This is a genomic window from Puia sp., assembly GCF_035546395.1.
GTDB lineage: Bacteria > Bacteroidota > Bacteroidia > Chitinophagales > Chitinophagaceae > Puia.
The window spans coordinates 198495-220207 of the sequence record NZ_DASZXR010000001.1; the positions used below are offsets into that span (position 1 = coordinate 198495).

A 21713-nucleotide genomic window follows, 5' to 3' on the forward strand; every position below is an offset into this window, starting at 1 on the left:
TTTTTCCAGCGTTGAAACTGAGCGTCTTAGAAAGTGGGCGGCTTCTTTACGGCTAAGCTGGCGGTCATGGACATTTTTCAATGGCATGTTCAGTCTCCGAGTAAATTGTTTGATTGTTAGTTGCAGGAATCGAGGGAGATTTGCTGCAACGGTGCGCGGGTTGAAATAAGGAATTGAAGCACATAAGTCAACCGAAATAAAAAATATGCAGAGTTATGCAGAGCGATTCATAATGAGATATGTATAAAAGGGTGCTATAACTCGGTTTCGTCGTAGTAACCATCCCACCATTTACTTGTATCAACCGAAAAATTGCTTTCTTCGGCGTCCCAATCTGTAGGATCGCTACAGTAAAATGCAATATTACAATCAAAAGGGTATTCCTGGTCGACCTCTGCTCCGTCATCATTTTTCAGGTCTGAATTCGATCCGAATTGATGGACGACTGAAATCTTCCCCTTAGATTCAACTCGGATAAAGACTGAATCTATTGATTTGATCTTATAGTTGTCCAGGTAAATTTCTTCGATTGAATGATGGCTAGCTATTTCATCTAATGGCAAAAGCGTCTCATACATGGCTTGGAAATCCACCGCATTATAAACTTTTTCTTCAAGAGCCTTGAATAACTCGGCCTTGAAACTTTGTATTAGCGAAAGGAAATCATGTAGCGATTGTAGTATGTTTTGGATAATGGAATTTGCTTTAATCTCATCTGTGCCGAATGTTTTCTCAGTTATATGAGTATAGGCATTAAGCCTTTCGTATGCTTTTTTTAGCTCCTTAATGTGCTTCGAGACATCAACATTAAGATCGTTCATGACAAAGTCGTCATCAACACCAAACTGAATGGCATATTTTAATTGTGACTCTCTGTTTGGGACTGTTTTGTCAGATTGCTTGAAAGTGTGTATTTCGGGATCAAACCATGAGCAGAGTTGTATTTCCTCGCTAGGAGAACTCGCTTTTAGAATGTTATCGATCACACTCCTTAGTGAGAAGGAAAAGTTATTTATTCTTAGCGGATTGGACCTGTCTTTCAAATTGTCTATACTCGCGGCAAATAGCCGTTTGAGAAAGTCTCCTTCAAGAAGAGACGAAACCTGTTTTGATAGGTCGTCGATAGACATTAGATTACCTGATGTGAAAGCAAAGTTAGCCTAAAATACATGCTTTTTCGAAATTCAGCTAGGATTGAATGAAATGGTTTTTTCTTTTCACGGCAAAAAAAGATCCTCGTTATCCATCCGTCGAACGGAGCGTCGCAACGATGCCCAATAGATAATCCTTCGCTGACTTCATAATTTCCTTGTCTTTCCGGCGTAGCAGTTCATCCAGCTTTTGCTCGTTTCGCTTTGTCCGTTCGATCCATTCCTTTATGAGATCGTTTTGCTCGGTTAGCTTTGTATTGATGCTACGCAGAAAATCCCTCTCGGTGATTTGATCGGACTGTGGCGGAAGCTGAGCCAGTAGCTCCTTTACGTCTCGATGGATGCCCTTCTCGGCAAGCTCCTTTTTGAAAGCAGTATAAAATCGGATCATAAAAGCTGACGGGGGTGGTTTTCGGCCCCGTATCCAGGCGGATACATTTCCTTTGTCGTCTCCTGTTCTCTTGGCAATGGCGGAAACTGCGAATTTGAGTTTGAGCGCGGAGACATCCGCAAGAAACGGGTTGGTGCCGTCTTGAAGCATAAGGTTTAAATTTTGTTATTTGGAAAGGTGTCTACGGGTTAATTATAGTGAGGTCGTTGACGGTTCACGATGGCTCGATTGTGCAGTGTGATGACGGTCTTGTCGATACGGGCAATAGCCCTCATGGTCTCTTTGTGCTCTTCCCGTTGCCGTGCGATCTCCTTTTCGATCTTAGTGAGCAATTCGATCTTCTTTTCCACCTTGCGGACAAGCACGTTCCAAACAGCTTCCTTCGTCGATCTCTTTTTGTGCGGGGTGATACGGATAAAGGTTTTCACGTCCCGATTGATGCCGACGGCGGCAAGCTCAGTCTCGAAGGCGGTGTAGAAGCGGACCAGGAACCCGTTACCCGGTCTTTTTACCCCGCGCATATAGGCAGATACATTACTGGGATCGTCGCCCGTTCTTCTGGTGATAAGGGCAACAGGATTTTTCAGCCGCAATGCCAGAGCATCGGGAATGAAGGGAATAAACGTCTTTCGCATGGTTGTTGATTTAAATGAGGATAGGTAAATAAGACTAATTGCGGTGTTGGTTTCTTCGCTCGGAACGGGCGATCAATATATCCAGTTTATGCTCGATGCGTTTTAATCGCTCCCGGTCGCTGACAAGGATTTCAAGTTGAACGGACAGAGTTTGATCGGTCTTGGCATTGGCCGTTTTCATATCGGCGAGTTCTGTGAGGACGGTAGCAAGATTAGGTTTGCTCATGATGATGTATTTGGTTTAAATAAATTTCAGGCCGCGCAAAAGGCTTTCGATGGCATGAATGATAGATATACTTTTGAGGGGATAAAGGGATGATACTTTTTCGCCGTTGAGTAATAGAAAGACGGCCTCCGTTGGGACAATCCGGTCATTTAATGTAAAGCCGTTCCGGGATATGGCGGTCGCCATGATCCGGTTGCCACATTTGAAGACATGCTCCATCCAAAAGAATTTGTTATCCCAATGCGTCAGCCGGGTTTGCAGGACAAAACGCTGAAACATCTGTAAGGAGTGCCGATACTGGATATGTGCCGTCAGGACAAAGGGTTGTAGCCGTTGCAGGGCGAGAGCGTTCCAGCCGCCCATGCGGATCATCAGGTCGATGCGCCCGAGGTCCATAAAGGCATGGTAACGATCATTTCCGGCACGTCTAAAGACACAATCCCAGGGCATAACGATAAAATGCAAGATGGATGGTTCGGAAATATAAAGGTTTCGTCCTCTTAGGAGCGCGCACATGATGACGCGCAGTAAACGCATATACAGTCGCATAGGGTAAGTATTGAATAGTGAAGGATTAAAATTGCCGGTACTCTCCGCCTTTGGGTCAGCAATGCAATAGAGTACGGATAAGGCGGATTTCCCGGCAAAGCGGTTTCTCCTAGGAAACAATGGTCTTGGGTAGATCGAGAAGCCGTTGACAAAAGACCTGGGTCTTTTGCAGAAGGTCATTAGCGATGGTCAATACTTGCCCATAGCTTAGCCCCTTGTGTCTTGGCTTGGACCATCCCTCGCGTTCAAATTCCTCGCGGGTCTTGGTTAATTTCATGAGGATAAGACCATCCGCCAGTCCAAAAAGGGTAACTTCGTCGCCACCTTTGAACCCCCATTCATAAAACCAGTGTCCCTTCATTTGAAGGTGAGGTGTATATATATTGGTCCGCCCGATCTCATCCCCTCTCAAAAGCATCATCTGTTTAGCCCCGTAGGGCATTTTTGTGTATTCGTACATAACAAAAATTGATCTGTGAAAAAAATTGTTCCTGCCTAAGCTCGTTTTTGGGCGTTACGCGTCCTCTCGTCCCATTCCTTTGTCGATGTGATGAATATTTGCTGAGGACCGCTAACAACTGTGATGTTGTTTCCGGGATTAAAGCCAATCTCCGAAAGCCAATAGCCGTACAGAGAAATACAGGGCATCCGATTGGGTGGCCCCTGCAAGTTCCTCGGACCGAATTTCTCAAAGACAGTCAAATACCTTGTATCGTAATAGCCCATATTCATCTGCACAGTGATCCGACCCAACTGGATATAGGATGCCTCGAAAAACCGGATGATCTTGTCGGTCATGTAAAACAGATCTTCCCGCGCCTTCGGATCGCCGTAGGGGATGTTTTCGGTTGTGCTGCAAACATCCCGCATCGCAACGATCAGTTTGCGTGCGGCCTCTATTGATACATCGTCTTTGAACTCCTGCAAGACACGGTGCGGATCGTTCATTTCTTCTTTGGTCAGGTAGCATATCTGCCCCTCCTTTCTTTTTTCGTCTTTCATGTTCCTGTCATTTGAAGTGATGAAATAGTGTTGTCTTGGTTATCATTGGATATTTCGGATTTTAATTTCTCTATGCGCTTCAATAGGGTATGGATTGTTGACGCATGCCAGCGACAATCGCCGCCCTGAAAGGTTGCAATACCTTCCTTGTTGAATTGCTTCGCCAACTTCTCCCGCGTGTTGAAGCCTTTCGCCCATCGGTCCTCCACAACTGGCATCAGGTCGATGGCTTTGGAACGGGTTTTGGCTTTCATCAACGCACCTAATGCCTTGCCTGTCTTGCCAAGGATAACGCCCCGTTTTCGAGCTTCTTCTAGCCCTTGTTTCGTCCGCCGGGAAATGTCCTCGCCTTCCTCTTGATAACGGATGCTATCTTTCAAAAGGTCCAAGCGAGTGGCGTAAGGCTTGTCGGCGGAGATGATCCGCACCTTCCCTTCCAGAAGGACAGCCGCAAAAAACGCGTTCCGTGTCAAACGGGACATGTCCGCAATAATCAGAGCTTTTTTGTAACGGCGGCAATACCGGATTGCCTTTTGTAGTTCTTTACGTTTATTTCTCTTGCCGCTTTCGATTTCGCAGTATTCTTTTACAACCGTAGCGCCAATGAGCAATAAACAATTTGTGACATTGGTCTTTTGGGCGTCTAACCCTAAGCGAGTTTTTCCTTGTCCTGGTGTGGAAGCTCTATAATAAGCAACAGCTTCTATTGTAGTTTGTGTCATAGCGTCTCCATTTGTTAAACAACGAAGAATTATTTTTGAATGACCAAAAGGCAATAGGCCGGGTTTATCCGCTGTGTAAGACGCTGGTTAGAAAGTGAAGTCAAAAACGTCGATCCTTGCTGTTTCAGTAGTTAAACAACGTTCATCCTTAGACGAAGAAATAAATTTTCTGCTTATCTTAGTGCACTAATAGTTCATAGGATCAGGTTTAATGGCTAGGGACTTTGATTAGAGACCTCCCGCGCATCCGGGGAGGTTTTTTTATCGCTTAAAATCAATCAGTATATGAAACGCACGCTCTTGATGATCTGCACGTTAGCAGGTCTTTTCTTCGCTTGTTCAAAAGGCAACCCCGGATCGTCCGACCCTGTCGGACCGGGCAACGGCACACATGACACCACCCCTGCACCGCCAAAGCACGACACCACCCCGAAGCCGCCACCGCCACCAACGGAAACGCCGGGTGTCACCAAAATCAGCGGTACGCTCAGTTGGGACGTCGATTTGTACAGAGGTTTCATTATGGTTGGTGGCGGGATTGGGACTAGTATCGAACTCGTGGATTACGATACGGCGTATTGCAGTGCAGAACTTATCAACGCCTACAAGGGAACGTGTACCATCAAGTATTACACCCTGAACGGTGATACGGGCGTTTCCTTTATTTTTTCCAATCAGGACTATTGGACAAGCGAAGCGGCTTGCGATCATCCCGATACGGCGGGCATTGTGCAAATCCATGTCTACCGGAAGGACGGGAAAAATATCTGGCCCGGCGTCAAGGATGTTTACATGCCAATGGGCCGCGCCTCGGGAAATGTGGTAGGACAGGGTGAAATGTCCATCACTGATTATACGGGTGTTTGGGCCAAGCTGACGCTCGATAGCTTGGCGGCGATTGTTAGCCGTCGATCAAAGCTGACCTTGCAAGACTTCAGCGGGTTCTGATCTGGCGACAGAACGCAAAAGGCCGGGACGTGCAAGACGTTCCGGCCTTTCATTTTTAGATGAATTGTCGCTATTCTAAACGGCGACCTGATGCTTCCAAAACACGCGGACGGATTTTGTGTCGGTCTTTTTGCGCGCTTTCGCCAGATCGTAGTTTTCCTGGGCGTGCATCCAGAACTCAGCCGAGGTGTTGAACGCCTTCGCCAATTTCAGAGCCATCTCGGGTGTGATGCTCTGTTTGCCGTTGATAATCGCCGACAGCGTCTTACGGGTGGTCCGCAAGCCCTTCGCCACTTCTTCAATGGGAAGTCTCTTGCCGGTTTCTTCGCGCAGACCTTCAATCGTCTCGCGGATCAGTTCGCCCGGATGGGCAGGGTCAAACATAGCCATAAGTTGTTCCTCCTTTAATGATAATCCAAATAATCGACATCCAGCACGTTTACACCGTCAAACCGAAAGATGATCCTGTAATTCTTGTCCACCTTCACCGCCCAAAATGCCGCCAGATCGCCGGTCAGCGGGTGCAATCCATAACCGGGGACATTCAAATCGCCGGGCGATGTGGCCGCATCCAGACGGGTCAGGATCAGGCGAATCTTGGGGACATGCTGAGGCTGTAGCTTCGAGGCGTTCCCCTTCTCGTAGAACAGCTTCAGTCCCTTGTGCCGAAAACTCGCAATCATAGTATAAATGTAACGCGAAACGTGTCACGTGTCAAGTCAAAAATACGTTTTTCCCGACAAATTTCCAAGCCCGCTGCTTCCTTGGAACGGGGCCTAAAAGGTCCCTCTGGCGTTCTTTTCCAAGTAATCATCTATCGAAGTCAGATCATAGAGGATAATTTTCTTTTCCGGCTGGCTAAAGCGGATTCGCCCCTCATTGCGGAATTTTTGCAGGGTAGTGTTGCTTTTTACATTGAGCCGTTGCATGGCCTCTTTTTCCGAAATCCATTTGCGGACATTCTTGTCCAGTTTTTTGTCAACGTACTGGCACACGTTGTCCAAAAGGGCATAAAAGGCGTCTTCCTGAATACAAATAACATTCATGTTTTGCAAATTGGCCCGATGTGTCGCTGAAACGATACATCGGGCGGTGAATAAATTGGTCGATGAATGGTTGGAAGGGAGAAGGAAGCAGCGAACTAGTCAGAATTCAAAATTTTCGCGTAATCTTGTTAATGGCCTCCGGGTTTCCGTCAACGCCCAGGTCGCGCAGATATTCGGCATATGCCTGATAAGAGGTGTGCCCGGTTACCTGCATGATGTCTTTATCTTGTGCGCCGTCCTGTTTCAGGTGAATGACCCGCGTATGTTTGAAACTGTACGGCGTATGATCCGAAGTAATCCCCGCCTTCTTTCTGATTTTGGCGAAGCGCGACGAGATCATATTATTGGGAAACGGCTTAGGCGACGGCGTATTCTCGTGCACGAATTTGATCCGATTGCCTTTGCCGATGACGTAAAAGTCGGTTGGATAGTGCTTGCGAATATAGGTCAATTCCTCCATCAATTCATCGGGGATAGGGATAAATCTGTCGGCGTCGGTCTTGGCTTCTTCGGCTTGTATCAAGACCTGCTTACGGTCCAGAAAGATATTGCCGACGCGAAAATGCTTAAGCTCCTTTTCTGCCCGGATGCACAAATAATAGATCAGCTTGGTCGCAAAATAGACGAGCGGATCATCTTCTTTCATCACTTTGCGCACCCGGTCAAACTGTTCAGGATCATAATAACGGTGCTTCTTGGATTTGGTTTTTTTCTTTTCGATGCCTGCCGTCGGAATATCCGCGATGATTCTTTTCTTTTCGAGAAACTTGAACAGAGTCGAGAGTGCCGTTTTGTTATTATTAAAGGTGCGGTTGCTCCATCCGTTTGCGGTGCTGGCTTCCCGTAAAGCTGCCGTGACATGATCTTCCGTTATGATCGTGACCGGCTCGTGGTGCATATTGCGCTTGGTCAGATAGGCTGTCAGGGCCTCAATGGCGCGTTTTAGTTTGGTCAGGGTGGCATCCTCTAACCCGCGCTGTTCCCATTCCTGAATGAAATAATTAAATGCCTGGGTGCAGGTCCAGACCTTTTGTTGTGCGGTCGGCGTCTGCTGCTGGAATTGGACGACAGCTTCCTCGGCATACTCAAAAGGATTGAAGCCTTTTTCCAACGCGGAGCGGACCGCTGTTATTAAAAGATGGGCATATTCGTCCGTCTTGATCCGGTTGATGTCTTCGTAAACCTTAAAACCTTTCCACTTTGCATTGTTGTAACGGTAGCGCAGTTCCTCCGGTATACGGAACTGATACTCTACCCACCATTTGTCTTTTCCTTTGTAGAGTTTGGGTTCTTTCCAAGTGACATACTTGCCCAAAATTTGGTCCCCGTTTTGGTCCCTGTAGTTTTTTAAAAACGAAAACGGCCTGTTGTTCAGGCCGTTATTCTGTACCGCGTAGGGGAATCGAACCCCTCATTCCTCCGTGAAAGGGAGGCGTCTTAACCGATTGACCAACGCGGCGTTCGTATAAACCGTTTTGCCGGTTTTCCGTGAGGAAGTGCGGAAGGTGCACTGTCAGAAAATTAGCGCATCTTCCGCAAAGCGCTAATGTCTGTCCTTCAGACCGCCGCAACGGCGGCTAAAAGGGAGTGCAAAGATATAGTCCTTCACAAGATCAGCCAAATTTTTCATTATCAATTTCTCCCCGCCTAACACATCCCGGGCGCCGCCGCAACAACTCCCGCCATTCCACTCCGCCCGCCACCGCAAATCCCACCGATAAAAAAGCCTACCGCTGCAAGCCCGCGGCTACAAGCCGCCTCCCCCCAAACCCCACCAACTCAAATGCCCGCCCAAAAAAACACCCACCAAAAAAAAGCCAAAAAATCACCCAAAACAAGCCAGGAATCAATCGGCCGAAGGCCCATCATTGGCCATATAATGCCCCGCACCAATGTCCAAACCGCCCGAAAAAGCCTTCATTATCTCCAACCTAAAAACACACACCCCAAGCAATTGGTTCTAAAAAACTTACCTCCGCTTTTCACCCGATCCCCAAAAATTTATAATATAGTAATAATCAATATTGTAACTTCGCTTCCTTAAAATTCAAACTCAAATTCATCGTTATGAGCACAGTTAAAGTTGCTATCAACGGTTTTGGCCGTATCGGACGATTGGCTTTCCGCCAGATTCACGGACTCGAAGGGATTGAAGTAGTGGCGATCAACGACTTGACCAGCCCCAAAGTATTGGCTCACCTGCTGAAATATGACAGCGCACAAGGCCGCTTCGAAGAAGACGTAAAATCCACCGAAAACTCCATTATCGTCAACGGTAAGGAGGTCAAGATATATGCTCAAAAGAACCCCGCCGATATTCCCTGGGGCTCCCACAATGTAGATGTGGTTCTCGAATGCACCGGCTTCTTCACCGACAAGGAAAAGGCCGAGGCACACCTCAAGGCGGGCGCCAAACGCGTCGTCATCTCCGCCCCCGCTACCGGCGACCTGAAGACCATCGTCTTCAACGTCAATCATAACATCCTCGACGGCAGCGAAACCATCATCAGCTGCGCTTCCTGTACCACCAACTGTCTGGCTCCCATGGCCCAGGTACTCGACGACAAATTCGGTATCGTTTCCGGTCTCATGACCACCATCCACGCTTATACGAACGACCAGAACACCCAGGACGCCCCCCATGCCAAAGGCGATCTCCGCCGTGCGCGTGCGGCAGCCGCCAACATCGTGCCCAACAGCACCGGCGCCGCCAAGGCCATCGGCCTCGTCCTCCCCAAGCTCAAAGGCAAGCTCGACGGTGGCGCCCAGCGCGTGCCCGTCCTCACCGGCTCGCTGACCGAACTGGTAACCGTCCTCAATAAGAAGGTCACCATCGAAGAGGTCAATGCCGCCATGAAGGCCGCTGCAAATGAATCCTTCGGTTATACCGAAGACGAGATCGTTTCCACCGATGTGATCGGTATCCGCTACGGCTCCCTCTATGACGCGACGCAGACCCGCGTCATCACCAACGGCGACGTTCAACTCGTAAAGACCGTCTCCTGGTATGACAACGAAATGAGCTATGTCAGCCAGCTCGTCCGCAGCCTCCACTACTTCGCCAAACTGATCTCCAAATAAGGTTGAACGAACTCCAAAGCCCGATCCCCCATGGATCGGGCTTTCTTACTTTTAACACGGGCTTGCCCACTCTTAACATCTACCAAAATGAGCCAATTCAGCCAGCACAGCTTTGCAAATGAAAAGGCCCTGATCCGGGTCGACTTCAACGTACCGCTCAACGACAAATACGAGATCACCGATGACACCCGCATCCGCGCCGCCATCCCCACGATCAAAAAGATCCTCGCAGACGGCGGCAGCGTCATCCTGATGTCCCACCTCGGCCGTCCCAAGGACGGACCATCCGAAAAATATTCCCTCAAACACCTCGTCCCCCACCTCCAGCAGCTCCTGGGCACCCAGGTCGCCTTCGCCACCGACTGCATCGGCGAACCCGCCACAAAAGCCGCCACCGCGCTGAAGCCCGGCCAGGTCCTGCTGCTGGAAAACCTGCGATTCCATAAAGAGGAAGAAAAAGGCGACAAGGCCTTCGCCCAACAGCTCGCCAAACTCGGCGACGTCTATGTCAACGACGCCTTCGGCACCGCCCACCGCGCCCATGCCTCCACCGCCGTCATCGCCCAGTTCTTTCCCAAAGACAAGCGGATGTTCGGCCTGCTGATGGAAAGCGAGGTCAACAGCGCAGAGAAGGTCCTCCACCAGGCGCAAAAGCCATTCGTCGCCATCATCGGCGGCGCCAAGGTCTCCGACAAGATCCTCATCATCGAGAACCTCCTGGAACGCGCCACAGATATTATCATCGGCGGCGGCATGGCCTACACCTTCTTCAAAGCCCTTGGCGGCAACATTGGGAAGTCCCTCTGTGAGGACGATCGCCTCGACACGGCCCGCGAGCTCTGCTCCAAAGCCGAAAAGAAAGGTGTCCGCATTCACCTGCCCGCCGACAGCATCATCGCCGACAAGTTTGCCCCCGACGCGAACGACTCCTCCGCACCGAGCAACAATATCCCCGACGGCTGGATGGGCCTCGACATTGGCGAGAACGCCTGCGAGCAATTCACCAACGTCATCCACCACAGCAAGACTATATTATGGAACGGCCCCATGGGCGTTTTCGAAATGGAAAAATTCCAGCGCGGCACCCGCGGCATCGCCCGCGCCGTCGCCGAAGCCACCCAGAAAGGCGCCTTCTCCCTCGTCGGCGGAGGTGACTCCGTAGCCGCCGTCAATCAATTCGGCTATGCCGACAAGGTCAGCTATGTCTCCACCGGAGGCGGCGCCATGCTCGAGTACTTCGAAGGGAAGGAACTCCCCGGTATCGCCGCCGTTAAAGCGTAACCGCCGGCGAAACGGGCGGAACGCCAAACCGCCGATCACATAATTTTTGTACAAATCACCCGGCAAGCCCGATAATTCGATAGATTTATCGGGCTATTTTGTTCACAAACCCAACCATCATGCGCCGAAGCCCGCTATTCATCCTTGTCCCGGCCCTCCTGCTGGTCACCATCACGCTCAACGCCCAGAAAAAACACCCCTCCGCCGGCCGCTTCGCCGGTCTGGACACCACCTTCGCCCGCGTCCTCAAAGACTGGCATGCCGCCGGTTTCGCCGTCGCCGTCGTCGAAAAGGATAGCATCGTCTACGCAAAAGGCTTCGGCTATAAAGACTTCGAACAAAGGTCCCCCGTCACCCCCAATACGGTCTTCGCCATCGGCAGCTGTACAAAGGCCTTTACCGCTTCGCTCATCGGCCTCCTCCAAAAACAGGAGCTCGTCGACATCGACAAACCCGTCCGCCAGTATCTGCCCGAACTGAAATTTTACAACACGACCATGGACAACATGATCACCCTGCGGGATATGATGTGCCATCGCACAGGCCTATCCCGCTACGAGACATCCTGGTTTATCAACCCGCCCGGCTCACGCGATTCACTGATCCGCCGCGTCCAATACATGGAACCCACCGCCGGGGTCCGCGAGCGCTGGCAATACAACAACTTCATGTTCCTCGGCCAGGGACTCGTCGTGGAAAAGGTCACCGGCCGGTCCTGGGAAAAGAATATACAGGATAGTATCCTCACGCCGCTCGGCATGACACACACCGGCTTCACTATCGACGACCTGCAAAAGAGTCCCGACCACTCCTATGGCTACGAGGTAAAGAAAGACAGCATCCTCCATCGGATGGCCTACCACCGGCTTCCCGAGATGGCTCCCGCCGGTGCTATCAACAGCACTGTCGTCGATCTGTCAGCTTGGCTCCGCCTCTGGCTCCACAACGGCAGCTACAAGGGTAGGGAAGTGCTGCCCGCAGGCTACGCCGCCGAAGCCACCAGCGTCCAAATGGCCATCGGTGGCGGCCTCCCCTCCAAAGATGCGCCCGATATCTACTTTAACGGCTATGGATTCGGGTGGTTCATCGACTCTTACCGGGGTCACTACCGGGTCGAGCACGGCGGCAACATCGACGGCTTCTCCGCCAACATCTGTTTCTTCCCCGCCGACAGCATCGGTATCGTCGTCCTGAGCAATCAAAACAATTCTCCCATCCCGGCCATCGTCCGGAATTTCATCGCCGATCGGCTTTTGCACGCCCCGTACAGGGACTGGGAATCCGAACGGAAGAGTGAGGCGGACAAGTCACATAAAGAAGACAAAGCGGCCGCCGCCTCCAGGCAATCCAACCGGCAGCCAAAGACCCATCCCTCGCACCCGCTCGGCGACTATGCCGGCCTGTTCGCCAATCCGGCCTATGGCAATTTGGACATCACGCTAAGCAACGACTCGCTGGTGGTACATCTTCCTTATCAAAAATGGTGGTTGAAACATTTTCACTATGATGTGTTCGAACCCTTTGACATCGATTCGCAGGACGGTATCGACACAACCGACCACGGCAATGTCCGTTTTTCCTTCGGCATGGATGAGCTCGGTAATATCACCACCGTCACGCTTGGCTTGGACGACAGGCCCGTCCCGTTTACCCGCGTGGCAAGAGCCACAACGCTCACCCCGGAACAACTCAATAAATACACTGGCGAATTTTTGGTGGGCGAATCTCTCACGGTGACTGTCTCCGTAAAACGGAACACGCTCTGTTTGACGGCTCCGGGGCAGGGCGAGTATGAACTGGCTCCCATCGACACGGATAAATTCGCATTCAAGACCGTCAACGGCTTCTATATCCAGTTCCAACTCGATGCCAAAGGCACGGTCACCGGCCTGACGGCCATCCGGCCCAGCGGCAATTTCAAAGCGACAAAAAAGAAATAGCCGCCCGCCCTGCAACCCGCCTGCCCAAGCCCTTGCGCCGTCGCCCGCCTGATTATATCTTGATCACGATCTTCCCAAACTGCGCGGCGGCATCCATATGCCTAAAAGCCGCCTCCCCCTCGTCCATCCCAAACACCCGGTCCACCACCGGCCGGATGCCGTGCCTCCCCACAAACTCCACCATCTCCGCAAAGTCCTCCGGGTTCCCCATCGTCGATCCCAAGACATTCAGCTGCTTCCAGAACACCCGCCGCCACACCAGCGAAGATGGATTCCCGCGCGTCGCGCCGTAAAAAACAAGCCGTCCCCCCGGCGTCGCCAGGTCCAGCAGATCATTCACCCCGTCTCCGCCCGCCCCGTCGACGATGACATCAAAAGCGCCCGCCTGCCCCTTCAGTTCGTCCACCCAACCGGGAGTATTATAGTTGACCCCGCCGACCGCCCCCATCTTGCGAGCCCGCGCAAGTTTCTCGTCACTCCCCGAGCTCACATACACCCGGGCTCCCAGGGCCACCGCATATTGCAGCGCAAACAAAGCTACCCCGCCGCCGATCCCCGTGATCAGCACCCGCTCTCCCGCCTGCAGCCGGCCTCGCGTCATCAAAGCACGCCAGGCCGTCACCCCCGCCAGCGGCAAAGCCGCCGCCTCGGTAAAAGAAAGATGCGCAGGTTTGACCACCAGGTTGCCCAACGGCGCTACCACGTATTCGGCCAGCGTCCCGTCGTCCGGCAACCCCAAAATGCGGAAACCCGCCGGATCCTGGAAACCCGCCTCATGCCCCCAGTCCAACGCCGGATCGATAATCACTTCCCTCCCGATCCACTCCGTCCCAAAACCCGCATGCCCCAAACCACCCGTCACCGCACCGAAGCCCACCGAACCACCCGCACCCGCCGCCCCACCAAGGCCCGCCGCCGGTCCCACCGCCTCCACAACTCCCGCCCCATCCGACCCCGGGATGATCGGGTACTTCAACCCCGCATACTGCCCCTTCTGTATCCACACATCGCGGTGATTCAATGCCGCCGCATGCACCCGCACCAGCGCCTGGCCCGCGGCAGCCACCTTGTCCGCCACCGACTGCAGCTTCACCGGCCGGTCCTTCTCCGTTATTACCAATGCTTTCATAGGGACTAAGGTACCGCCCCAAAACGATCCCCGCGTTATGCCGGACACAAAAAGTATCAAAACCGGTCAGCCCAAGGGCGATAGAAAACGCTAACCTCATAACCCACAAACAGTTATAAAATTGGCACAAAGCTGGAAGCGAACTACACATACCTGCGCAGATATGCTCAAAAACTATCTTTCCATCCTTATCCGCGGTTTCCGCAAAACCCCACTTTTCCCTTCCTGAACATCGCCGGCCTGGCCCTTGGCATCGCCTGCGCCGCCCTGATTTTCTTATGGGCCGAATACGAGCTCAGCTTCGACCACCAATATGCGAAACGGAACCAGCTGTACTCCATCGAAATGAACATCGACTACTCGGGTACCATCGACACCTATTACTCCGTTCCCGGGCCCATGGGCGACGCCACGCGGACAGCCATCCCCGAAATAGTCAATATGACCCGCCTCGGCCTCGGCTACGATTTGTTTGCCTGGAAAGACAAATCCACCTATGAACGGGGCTTTTATGTCGATACCGGCTTCTTCTCCATGTACCAGCCGGAATTTATCCGGGGCAACGCCACCGGCTTCGACCATCCGCATACCCTGGTGCTTTCGGAAAGGATGGCGCAAAAATTCTTCGGTACCACTGACGTCGTCGGCAAGCCGCTGCGGGTCGATAACCAGGACGAATACACCGTCATAGGTGTCGTAAAAGACTGGCCGTCCAATGTCTCCCTTCGTTTCGATTGGCTTGCGCCCGTCAGCAACTTTATGGATAACAACCGGTGGCTGAGATCATGGGAAACCTATGGGATCATCACACAGGTGGAATTACGGCCGGATGCCGACGCGGCCAGGGTAAACACCCGGCTCTCAGCCATGCTCCGGTCTAAAGCGCCACTCTATGCGCATGCCGGCTGCTTCCTCTGGCCTATGAAGAACTGGCATCTCTATGATCATTTTTCGAATGGCCGGCCCGACGGCGGCCTCATCACGTTTATCCGCCTTTTCTGCACCATTGGCTGGATCATCCTCCTCATCGCCTGCATCAACTTTATGAACCTGGCAACGGCCAGGGCCGCTCAACGCGCCCGCGAAGTCGGGGTCAGGAAGACGCTGGGAGCCATGCGAAAAGCACTCATCGCGCAATTCATCCTGGAATCTATCCTGATGTCCTTTGCCGCCGTGATAATAGCAGTCGGCCTGGTATACCTCGCCCTGCCGGCATTTAACACGCTTCTCGACAGACAGCTTCCCTTTACGCCGCTGGCGCCCGCGCATCTTGCCGCCCTTGTCGGCATCGGCCTTCTTTGCGGGCTCGTCGCCGGCAGTTATCCCGCTTTCTATCTTTCCTCCTTCAACCCCGTCGCCGTGCTCAAAGGACAGCGGATCTCGATGAAAAGGGGAGCGGGGTTTATCCGCAAGGGATTGGTAGTAACGCAGTTCAGCGTCTCCGTGATCCTTATTGTCTGCACGGCCATCATCTACCAGCAGGTTCAGCATATCCGGTCGCGGGATCTGGGCTATGACAAAGAACATCTGCTGTACACCTCCCTCCAGGGCGACCTGGCCGCACATTTTAACGCGTTCCGATCCGACCTCTTGCAAACCGGTGTAGTCGCCGATGCGGCGATAAGCTCCAGCCCGGCCCTGGCGATGTGGATGACCGTTACGACCAAAGAGATGACCTGGGCAGGGGCCGATCCGAATAAGGATGTAAAGATGTGCTGGGAAAATGTTTCCCCCGAATATTTCTCGACCATGGGATTGCACCTCAAGGAGGGCCGCGGCTTCTATCCGGACATAAAATCCGACAGCGGCGATATCGTCGTCAATGAGACGATGGCCCGCATGGTAAGTGCGAAATCCTGCATTGGCCGGTACGTCACCTATGGCCACGGGGATCGGTACAGGATTGTAGGGGTCGTAAAGGACTATCTGTTCAATGATATGTACGCCTCCGTCGCACCCTTGATCCTCGCCTGCCTGCCGGAGTCCAGGCAGAACTACGGTTTCCTGGAGATCCGCGTAAAACCCGGCAACCTGCCCGCCAGCCTCTCCAAAGTGGAGGCGGTCATGAAGGCCAACAACCCGGGTTATCCATTCGACTACACGTTTGCCGACCAGCAATTCGAACGGCTTTTTACGCTGGAGGCCCGCATCGGTAAGTTCGCCGGTATCTTTTATCTGCTGACGATCTTCATCTCCTGCCTGGGCCTGTTTGGTCTGGCCGCCTATACCGCCGAACGCCGGACCAAAGAGATCGGCGTTCGTAAAGTATTGGGCGCCTCCACCGCCGGACTGGCGGGCCTCTTATCCAAAGAGTTCCTGCAACTGGTAGCACTGTCCTGTGTGATCGCCTTCCCCCTGGCCTGGTGGTTCATGCATCACTGGCTCAAGGACTATGCCTATCGTACAACCATCCACTGGTGGGTATTCGCGTTGGCAGGATTGGCGGCACTGCTCATCGCTTTGCTCACGGTCAGCGCCCAGGCCATAAGAGCCGCTCTCGCCAATCCCATTCACAGCCTGCGAACGGAGTGACGCACAAAGCCGCGGCCGGCCATCCGGCCGGCCGCGCACCTTTCTATTTGCAGATCCTGCTAATATTTAAACACCTTCCCCCCCGCCATCACCTCCTGCGTCTTCTCATCAAAGGTTACCCGCTGCCCCGTCCGGTACGCCGCATTCGCCATGATCACCGCGATTGAATGATGGTATCCCGCTTCGATCGGCGCATTCGGCTGCTTCCGGCTCCGCACACACTCCATCCAGTTCCTCACATGCGCCGTCGTCAACGGATCGCCCCCCGTGCTCGCCTCCGTCGAAGCCTTCAACGCCGTCTCCTTCAAGGAGACGTCCGGTAAAAGATTCGCCTTCATCCCCATCGCACTCGCATACCTCTCCGTAAGGCCGCCTTCATGCGAAATGACATTCGTATCCAGGTTCATCGTCCCGCCGTTGGAATAATATATCTCTTTCGTCTCCCCCGAGCTGTTCGTCTGCCGCGACGTGAACACCACCTGGAAGCCCTTCGACAGATCGTCCAGCGGGCCGTAATCAAACACCACCGTCATCGTGTCGGCGTTTTTACGCCCATCCTTCCACGCATAGATGCCCCCGTTAGCCGACGCGCTCCTCGGATGCGGCAGCTGTGAGAACCAGTGCACGGTATCTATCTGGTGGCTCATCCATTGCCCGGGCAACCCCGACGAATAGGGCCAGAACAGCCTGAACTCGAGGTGTTTCCTCGCGTCGAACGGTTCGTAGGGCCGGTTCATCAAAAAGCGCTTCCAGTCCGTGTCCGCCTCGCGCATCTCCGCCACCAGCGCAGGACGCCGCCAGCGACCCGGCTGATTGACATTCCAGGTCAGCTCGACCATCACGATCGGCCCGAACTTGCCGGATTGAATAAAGTCGGCAGCCGCCCAATAATTCGCGCCGCTCCGCCGTTGCGAACCGATCTGCACGATCCTGCCCGAATCCTTCACCGCTTTCAACACCGCCCGCGCGTCCTCCATGGTTTCAGCCAGCGGCTTTTCGGTATAGGTGTCCCGCCCCGCCTTCACCGCCTCGACCGTATGCAGCGCATGTTGGAAATCTGCGGTCGAGATCATCACCGCGTCCACGTCTTTTATCGCATAAAGGGCGTCGTTATTTACACAAGGCGTCACCGCGTGACCGAACTTCTGCGCCAGGAAGGCGCTGCCCTCTTCCCGCCGCTTCTTCCAGATGTCCGACACCGCGATGATGTCGAAGTTCATCTCCTGGTAACTCTTCAGAAAGGCAGGGATATGATCGTTCCGGTGCCGGTCCGAAAACCCCACCACGCCCACGCGCACCCGGTCATTGGCGCCGATGATCCGGTTATAGCTGCTGGCGCTGAACCCCATGGCCCCCGTATAGATGGCCATCCCGGCCATGCTCGATTGACGGATAAAATCCCTGCGATTTGTTGTCATATGGAAGTGTCATTTTGATACTTAAAAAGGAATTGATACTTAAATGTACTAATTTAGATCAAACGCTTCTCATATGAATACAGGTACCTTCCGCAAACGTTTTCGTAAGTATTTCTCCATGATCAGTAGGGCGTTCCCTTCCGGCCGCCGCGCAAATGCGTTCTCGAACGCGGCGGCCGGAGGGTCGGGCTCTTCGCTCCAAGTCCTCGCCCTCCTCCGCTTCGCTACGTCGGGCTCCGGGCTTTCCGCTGCGATCCCTAACGCAGCCTTCATCCTCGCCATCGCAGCCCTTCCCATCGCAGCCTCGGCCCAGGCCCTCCCCATCAAAGTCGAAAGCAACCCCGCCGCGCGCAACATCGTCATCACCGCCGGCGGCAAACCCTTCACCACTTTTATCTATCCCGACAGCCTCGCCAAGCCCGTCTTATATCCCATCTACGCCGCCGACGGCCAGCTCATCACCCGGGGTTTCCCCTTAGCCACTCGCCCAGGCGAACCGGTAGATCATCCGCATCACCTGGGCCTTTGGTTCAACTATGAGAACGTAAACGGCCTCGATTTCTGGAACAACTCCTACGCCATCCCCGCCGCCAAGCGCTCCCAATACGGCTGGATCCGCACCGACAGCATCCTCGAAGCAGACAACGCAGATCTGTCAACAGCACTGCAACACTATCCCAATACCAACGTCGCCAACCCCGCCTCCACCGGCCGCGCCATGCCCTCCCACGCCGGTGGCGCCGCGGTCAAGTCAGCCGCCAATACCCACGGCGTCATCCGCTACGTCGCCCGCTGGACCGATCAGCAGGACAACACCTTATTAAAGGAACATACCACCTACGTCTTCAGCAGCACCCCAACGGAACGCGAGATCACCCGCATCACCACCCTCACCGCCGTCAAGGATGTCAGCTTCCCCGATGCCAAGGACGGCATGCTCGGCCTCCGCGTCACCAGGGAGCTCCAGATCCCCACTGACGCCCCCGGCGAATTCGTCGACGACAAGGGAAATATCACAAAAGTGGTTGCCGGCAATACCCCCGATATCAATGGCACCTATCTCACCAGCGAAGGCAAAAAAGGCGACAGCGCCTGGGGCACCCGCGGCAACTGGTGCATGCTGTATGGAAAGAAAGGCCAGGATGTCCTCAGCGTCGCCATCATCGACCATCCCGCCAATCCCGGGTATCCCACGTATTGGCACGCGCGCGGCTACGGCCTCTTCGCCGCCAACCCCCTCGGCCAAAAGGTCTTCAGCAAAGGCCGCGAAACCCTCAACTTCCACCTCGCGGCCGGCCAGTCCGCCACCTTCCGGTACCTGATCGTCATCTCGGCCGGCGGCGAAAGGCTGTCCCCCCATCGTATCAAAACCCTCGCGGCCGACTTTTCCCGAAGAGTGAAATAGCGTCGGCGTCCCTGCCCCACGGCCGGCCCTCATCCGCACCCACGGCCGCCTCTCCGCCCGGCTCGACGGGTCGCCCGCCTCCCCCCCCCGCCGCCCATCCGCCATCCGCACCTCCAATCACGGACCGCCATCCGCCGTTCACCGGTCAGATGACCCCATTCCCCGGCACCCACCGACGCCTGCGGCCGATCCGCCCCCGCTCGCCTAAAATCAAGCGCGCGACCCCGCCAAAAGTGCTAATTTTGAGCCTTGTCGGACCGAAAGGCCGAATGTTAACCTAAAAACTTACAAATGAACACGAAGTCTTTAACCCTGATCGTCATCCTCTTTGTCATCCTCCTCTTCGGAGGCTGCGCCTGCAGCAAATACAACGGGCTCGTCAAGACCGATCAGTCCGTAAAAAATATGTGGGGGAACGTCGAAACCCAATACCAGCGCCGCAACGACCTTTATGGCAGCATCATCAAGACCATTGAAGGATCGGCCAATTTCGAGAAATCCACCCTCAAGGAGGTCATCGCCGCCCGCGCAAGCGCCACCCAGGTCAAGGTCGATATCAATGACTCCGCCTCCCTCGGCCAGTTTCAACGTGCCCAGGCCAATCTCCAGGGGTCCTTCGCCCGCCTCATGGCCGTCGCCGAAGCCTACCCTGAGCTGAAGACCACCCAGCAATTCCAGGATTTTCAAACCAATATTGCCGGCACCGAGAACCGGATCAACAACGCCCGCCGCGAATTCAACAGCGCCGTGAATGATTATAACCTCCAGGTCAAGACCTTCCCGAACAACATCTTCTCGGGCATCTTCGGCTTCCACGAAAAGCCGTACTATAAGGCCGACCCCGGCAGCGAGAACGCCCCCGAAATCCATTTCGATATCAAGTAATACAAGGGGCCCCGCACAAGCGGGGCCCTTCAACAATATAAAGTTAAAATCGTGGCGTTTCCCCTCTTCAAAAAGAAACCTCTATTCAACGAGGCGCAGCAACAACTCATCGTCGCCGCCATCCAGGCCGCCGAAAAATGCACCAGCGGCGAGGTCCGCGTGTACGTCGAAAGCCGCTGCCGATATGTCGACCCGCTCGACCGCGCCGCCGAGGTCTTCGCCGCACTCAAGATGCACAACACCGCCGCCCGCAACGGCGTTCTCGTCTACGTGGCTTTGAAAGATCGGCAGCTCGCCATCCTCGGCGACCAGGGCATCCATCAAAAAGTGGGTCAGGAATTCTGGAACCAACAGGTCCGGCATATCCTCTCTCATTTCAATAAGTCCGACTACGCCGGCGGCATCGCCTCCATCGTTACCGACATCGGCCATGCCCTCGAAACCCATTTCCCGTTCCAGCGTGGAACCGACACCAACGAACTCCCGGACGATATCGTCTTCGGCAAATAACCCGTCATGAACAAACACCTGTTATATCTCCTCTTCCTCCTCCTTCCCGTCTTCCTCCGCGCGCAGGAGGTGCCCGTGCCCGCCAAACCCGAGCCGAACCGGCTCGTCAACGACTTCGCCCATGTGATGACAGCCGACCAGGTATCGGCCCTCGAGCACAAGCTCGTCACCTATGACGACAGTACTTCCAATCAAATCGTCGTCGTCACCATGCCATCCATTGGTGACGCAGACATCGAGGAATATTCCGTCAAGCTCTTCAAAGCCTGGGGTATCGGCAACAAGAAGACCAACAATGGCGTCCTCATCATGGTCACCATTGACAATCGGAAGATTTATATTACTACCGGTTACGGCCTCGAAGGCGCCATTCCCGACGCCACGGCAAAGGCCATAATTGACAATGAGATCGTCCCCAATTTTCGCAGCTCTACCGGCGATAACTATTACCGCGGCTTCAGCCAGGCCGCCGATGCCCTCATCAAGGCCGCGGCCGGCGAATACAAGGCGCCCGAAGGGTATGCCGACCGCGGCGGCCGGCGTCATGGCCGCAAGGGTGGGGGCGGCATCGGGATCGGCATCTTCTTTATCATCTTTATAATTATCATCGCCAGCATCTTCCGTGGCGGTGGCGGCGGTAGAGGAGGAGGAGGCTACTTCGGTGGCGGTGGATTCCTGCCCTTCCTCCTCGGCACCATGGTCGGCCGCGGCTTCGGCGGCGGCGGAGGTGGTGGCGGCTGGTCAGGTGGCGGCGGCGGTGACAGCGGCGGCGGTTTCGGCGGCTTCGGTGGCGGCGACACCGGCGGCGGCGGAGCCGGAGGCTCCTGGTAAGAAATTGAAAGGGGCCCCTCAGGGGCCCCTT

Annotated in this window: 23 protein-coding genes and 1 tRNA gene; 9 read left to right on the forward strand and 15 right to left on the reverse strand. The window is 54.0% G+C overall.

The window, feature by feature from the left end; all coding sequences use genetic code 11:
• Nucleotides 1-254: 254 nt before the first annotated feature.
• From VHE34_RS00890 to VHE34_RS00925, 8 genes are all read right to left on the reverse strand, one after another.
• Complete coding sequence (locus VHE34_RS00890) at nucleotides 255-1130, reverse strand: hypothetical protein (RefSeq protein ID WP_325583591.1); 876 nt, start codon at nucleotides 1128-1130, stop codon at nucleotides 255-257.
• Nucleotides 1131-1239: 109 nt separating this feature from the next.
• The gene (locus VHE34_RS00895) at nucleotides 1240-1692 is read right to left on the reverse strand and encodes a hypothetical protein (RefSeq protein ID WP_325583593.1); all 453 of its coding nucleotides are present in this window, start codon (nucleotides 1690-1692) and stop codon (nucleotides 1240-1242) included.
• 38 nt (nucleotides 1693-1730) lie between these two features.
• Complete coding sequence (locus tag VHE34_RS00900) at nucleotides 1731-2177, reverse strand: hypothetical protein (protein WP_325583595.1); 447 nt, start codon at nucleotides 2175-2177, stop codon at nucleotides 1731-1733.
• Nucleotides 2178-2211: 34 nt separating this feature from the next.
• On the reverse strand, nucleotides 2212-2403 hold the full coding sequence (locus VHE34_RS00905; RefSeq protein WP_325583597.1) for a hypothetical protein: 192 nt from the start codon (nucleotides 2401-2403) through the stop codon (nucleotides 2212-2214).
• 15 nt (nucleotides 2404-2418) lie between these two features.
• Nucleotides 2419-3132, reverse strand: a complete 714-nt coding sequence (locus VHE34_RS00910) for an acyl-CoA thioesterase (protein ID WP_325583599.1) — start codon at nucleotides 3130-3132, stop codon at nucleotides 2419-2421.
• Entirely contained in the window at nucleotides 3062-3412 is a 351-nt protein-coding gene (locus tag VHE34_RS00915) for a hypothetical protein (RefSeq protein ID WP_325583601.1), read from the reverse strand. The genes VHE34_RS00910 and VHE34_RS00915 overlap by 71 nt, the downstream gene beginning before the upstream one ends.
• A gap of 35 nt (nucleotides 3413-3447) precedes the next feature.
• Nucleotides 3448-3954, reverse strand: coding sequence for a hypothetical protein (locus VHE34_RS00920; protein WP_325583603.1), 507 nt, complete (start codon nucleotides 3952-3954; stop codon nucleotides 3448-3450).
• Entirely contained in the window at nucleotides 3951-4676 is a 726-nt protein-coding gene (locus VHE34_RS00925) for a recombinase family protein (protein ID WP_325583605.1), read from the reverse strand. The genes VHE34_RS00920 and VHE34_RS00925 overlap by 4 nt, the downstream gene beginning before the upstream one ends.
• A 285-nt stretch (nucleotides 4677-4961) precedes the next feature.
• Between VHE34_RS00925 and VHE34_RS00930 the strand changes: the two genes are divergently transcribed.
• The gene (locus tag VHE34_RS00930) at nucleotides 4962-5624 is read left to right on the forward strand and encodes a hypothetical protein (protein ID WP_325583607.1); all 663 of its coding nucleotides are present in this window, start codon (nucleotides 4962-4964) and stop codon (nucleotides 5622-5624) included.
• A 75-nt stretch (nucleotides 5625-5699) separates the two neighbouring features.
• On the opposite strand, the gene VHE34_RS00935 is transcribed toward VHE34_RS00930, so the two are convergent.
• The 5 genes from VHE34_RS00935 to VHE34_RS00955 all read right to left on the reverse strand — a co-directional run bounded on the left by VHE34_RS00935 (nucleotide 5700) and on the right by VHE34_RS00955 (nucleotide 8129).
• The gene (locus tag VHE34_RS00935) at nucleotides 5700-6008 is read right to left on the reverse strand and encodes a HigA family addiction module antitoxin (protein ID WP_325583609.1); all 309 of its coding nucleotides are present in this window, start codon (nucleotides 6006-6008) and stop codon (nucleotides 5700-5702) included.
• 20 nt (nucleotides 6009-6028) lie between these two features.
• On the reverse strand, nucleotides 6029-6307 hold the full coding sequence (locus VHE34_RS00940; protein WP_325583611.1) for a type II toxin-antitoxin system RelE/ParE family toxin: 279 nt from the start codon (nucleotides 6305-6307) through the stop codon (nucleotides 6029-6031).
• 93 nt (nucleotides 6308-6400) lie between these two features.
• Entirely contained in the window at nucleotides 6401-6670 is a 270-nt protein-coding gene (locus tag VHE34_RS00945) for a helix-turn-helix domain-containing protein (RefSeq protein WP_325583613.1), read from the reverse strand.
• A 106-nt stretch (nucleotides 6671-6776) separates the two neighbouring features.
• Nucleotides 6777-7985 (reverse strand): site-specific integrase, encoded by a 1209-nt coding sequence (locus VHE34_RS00950; RefSeq protein WP_325583615.1) that lies wholly within the window; start codon nucleotides 7983-7985, stop codon nucleotides 6777-6779.
• Between the two features lie 72 nt (nucleotides 7986-8057).
• Nucleotides 8058-8129 (reverse strand) — tRNA-Glu (locus tag VHE34_RS00955).
• A gap of 608 nt (nucleotides 8130-8737) precedes the next feature.
• On the opposite strand from VHE34_RS00955, the gene gap reads away from it, so the two are divergent.
• The 3 genes from gap (at nucleotide 8738) to VHE34_RS00970 (ending at nucleotide 12972) form a co-directional block, all read left to right on the forward strand.
• The gene (gene gap / locus VHE34_RS00960) at nucleotides 8738-9751 is read left to right on the forward strand and encodes a type I glyceraldehyde-3-phosphate dehydrogenase (RefSeq protein WP_325583617.1); all 1014 of its coding nucleotides are present in this window, start codon (nucleotides 8738-8740) and stop codon (nucleotides 9749-9751) included.
• Nucleotides 9752-9838: 87 nt separating this feature from the next.
• Entirely contained in the window at nucleotides 9839-11032 is a 1194-nt protein-coding gene (locus tag VHE34_RS00965) for a phosphoglycerate kinase (RefSeq protein ID WP_325583619.1), read from the forward strand.
• Between the two features lie 119 nt (nucleotides 11033-11151).
• Entirely contained in the window at nucleotides 11152-12972 is a 1821-nt protein-coding gene (locus VHE34_RS00970) for a serine hydrolase (RefSeq protein ID WP_325583621.1), read from the forward strand.
• Between the two features lie 52 nt (nucleotides 12973-13024).
• On the opposite strand, the gene VHE34_RS00975 is transcribed toward VHE34_RS00970, so the two are convergent.
• Entirely contained in the window at nucleotides 13025-14101 is a 1077-nt protein-coding gene (locus tag VHE34_RS00975; RefSeq protein WP_325583622.1) for a zinc-binding dehydrogenase, read from the reverse strand.
• A 270-nt stretch (nucleotides 14102-14371) separates the two neighbouring features.
• Between VHE34_RS00975 and VHE34_RS00980 the strand changes: the two genes are divergently transcribed.
• Nucleotides 14372-16633 carry an FtsX-like permease family protein gene (locus VHE34_RS00980; RefSeq protein WP_414709844.1) on the forward strand — a complete coding sequence of 754 codons (2262 nt, stop codon included), beginning with the start codon at nucleotides 14372-14374 and terminating at the stop codon, nucleotides 16631-16633.
• Between the two features lie 59 nt (nucleotides 16634-16692).
• On the opposite strand, the gene VHE34_RS00985 is transcribed toward VHE34_RS00980, so the two are convergent.
• Entirely contained in the window at nucleotides 16693-18051 is a 1359-nt protein-coding gene (locus VHE34_RS00985) for a Gfo/Idh/MocA family oxidoreductase (RefSeq protein WP_325583624.1), read from the reverse strand.
• A 73-nt stretch (nucleotides 18052-18124) separates the two neighbouring features.
• On the opposite strand from VHE34_RS00985, the gene VHE34_RS00990 reads away from it, so the two are divergent.
• The 4 genes from VHE34_RS00990 (at nucleotide 18125) to VHE34_RS01005 (ending at nucleotide 21682) form a co-directional block, all read left to right on the forward strand.
• Nucleotides 18125-19456, forward strand: a complete 1332-nt coding sequence (locus tag VHE34_RS00990) for a PmoA family protein (RefSeq protein ID WP_325583626.1) — start codon at nucleotides 18125-18127, stop codon at nucleotides 19454-19456.
• A gap of 291 nt (nucleotides 19457-19747) precedes the next feature.
• On the forward strand, nucleotides 19748-20341 hold the full coding sequence (locus VHE34_RS00995; protein ID WP_325583628.1) for a LemA family protein: 594 nt from the start codon (nucleotides 19748-19750) through the stop codon (nucleotides 20339-20341).
• A 51-nt stretch (nucleotides 20342-20392) separates the two neighbouring features.
• Nucleotides 20393-20851 carry a TPM domain-containing protein gene (locus VHE34_RS01000; RefSeq protein ID WP_325583630.1) on the forward strand — a complete coding sequence of 153 codons (459 nt, stop codon included), beginning with the start codon at nucleotides 20393-20395 and terminating at the stop codon, nucleotides 20849-20851.
• 6 nt (nucleotides 20852-20857) lie between these two features.
• Nucleotides 20858-21682 carry a TPM domain-containing protein gene (locus tag VHE34_RS01005; RefSeq protein WP_325583632.1) on the forward strand — a complete coding sequence of 275 codons (825 nt, stop codon included), beginning with the start codon at nucleotides 20858-20860 and terminating at the stop codon, nucleotides 21680-21682.
• Nucleotides 21683-21713: the final 31 nt, after the last annotated feature.

Bases quoted from the DNA above. Each gene is read 5' to 3' on its own strand.
- VHE34_RS00890 (WP_325583591.1), bottom strand. From the start codon at position 1,130: ATGTCTATCGACGACCTATCAAAACAGGTTTCGTCTCTTCTTGAAGGA.
- VHE34_RS00895 (WP_325583593.1), bottom strand. From the start codon at position 1,692: ATGCTTCAAGACGGCACCAACCCGTTTCTTGCGGATGTCTCCGCGCTC.
- VHE34_RS00900 (WP_325583595.1), bottom strand. From the start codon at position 2,177: ATGCGAAAGACGTTTATTCCCTTCATTCCCGATGCTCTGGCATTGCGG.
- VHE34_RS00905 (WP_325583597.1), bottom strand. From the start codon at position 2,403: ATGAGCAAACCTAATCTTGCTACCGTCCTCACAGAACTCGCCGATATG.
- VHE34_RS00910 (WP_325583599.1), bottom strand. From the start codon at position 3,132: ATGACCTTCTGCAAAAGACCCAGGTCTTTTGTCAACGGCTTCTCGATC.
- VHE34_RS00915 (WP_325583601.1), bottom strand. From the start codon at position 3,412: ATGTACGAATACACAAAAATGCCCTACGGGGCTAAACAGATGATGCTT.
- VHE34_RS00920 (WP_325583603.1), bottom strand. From the start codon at position 3,954: ATGAAAGACGAAAAAAGAAAGGAGGGGCAGATATGCTACCTGACCAAA.
- VHE34_RS00925 (WP_325583605.1), bottom strand. From the start codon at position 4,676: ATGACACAAACTACAATAGAAGCTGTTGCTTATTATAGAGCTTCCACA.
- VHE34_RS00930 (WP_325583607.1), top strand. From the start codon at position 4,962: ATGAAACGCACGCTCTTGATGATCTGCACGTTAGCAGGTCTTTTCTTC.
- VHE34_RS00935 (WP_325583609.1), bottom strand. From the start codon at position 6,008: ATGTTTGACCCTGCCCATCCGGGCGAACTGATCCGCGAGACGATTGAA.
- VHE34_RS00940 (WP_325583611.1), bottom strand. From the start codon at position 6,307: ATGATTGCGAGTTTTCGGCACAAGGGACTGAAGCTGTTCTACGAGAAG.
- VHE34_RS00945 (WP_325583613.1), bottom strand. From the start codon at position 6,670: ATGAATGTTATTTGTATTCAGGAAGACGCCTTTTATGCCCTTTTGGAC.
- gap (WP_325583617.1), top strand. From the start codon at position 8,738: ATGAGCACAGTTAAAGTTGCTATCAACGGTTTTGGCCGTATCGGACGA.
- VHE34_RS00965 (WP_325583619.1), top strand. From the start codon at position 9,839: ATGAGCCAATTCAGCCAGCACAGCTTTGCAAATGAAAAGGCCCTGATC.
- VHE34_RS00970 (WP_325583621.1), top strand. From the start codon at position 11,152: ATGCGCCGAAGCCCGCTATTCATCCTTGTCCCGGCCCTCCTGCTGGTC.
- VHE34_RS00975 (WP_325583622.1), bottom strand. From the start codon at position 14,101: ATGAAAGCATTGGTAATAACGGAGAAGGACCGGCCGGTGAAGCTGCAG.
- VHE34_RS00985 (WP_325583624.1), bottom strand. From the start codon at position 18,051: ATGACAACAAATCGCAGGGATTTTATCCGTCAATCGAGCATGGCCGGG.
- VHE34_RS00990 (WP_325583626.1), top strand. From the start codon at position 18,125: ATGAATACAGGTACCTTCCGCAAACGTTTTCGTAAGTATTTCTCCATG.
- VHE34_RS00995 (WP_325583628.1), top strand. From the start codon at position 19,748: ATGAACACGAAGTCTTTAACCCTGATCGTCATCCTCTTTGTCATCCTC.
- VHE34_RS01005 (WP_325583632.1), top strand. From the start codon at position 20,858: ATGAACAAACACCTGTTATATCTCCTCTTCCTCCTCCTTCCCGTCTTC.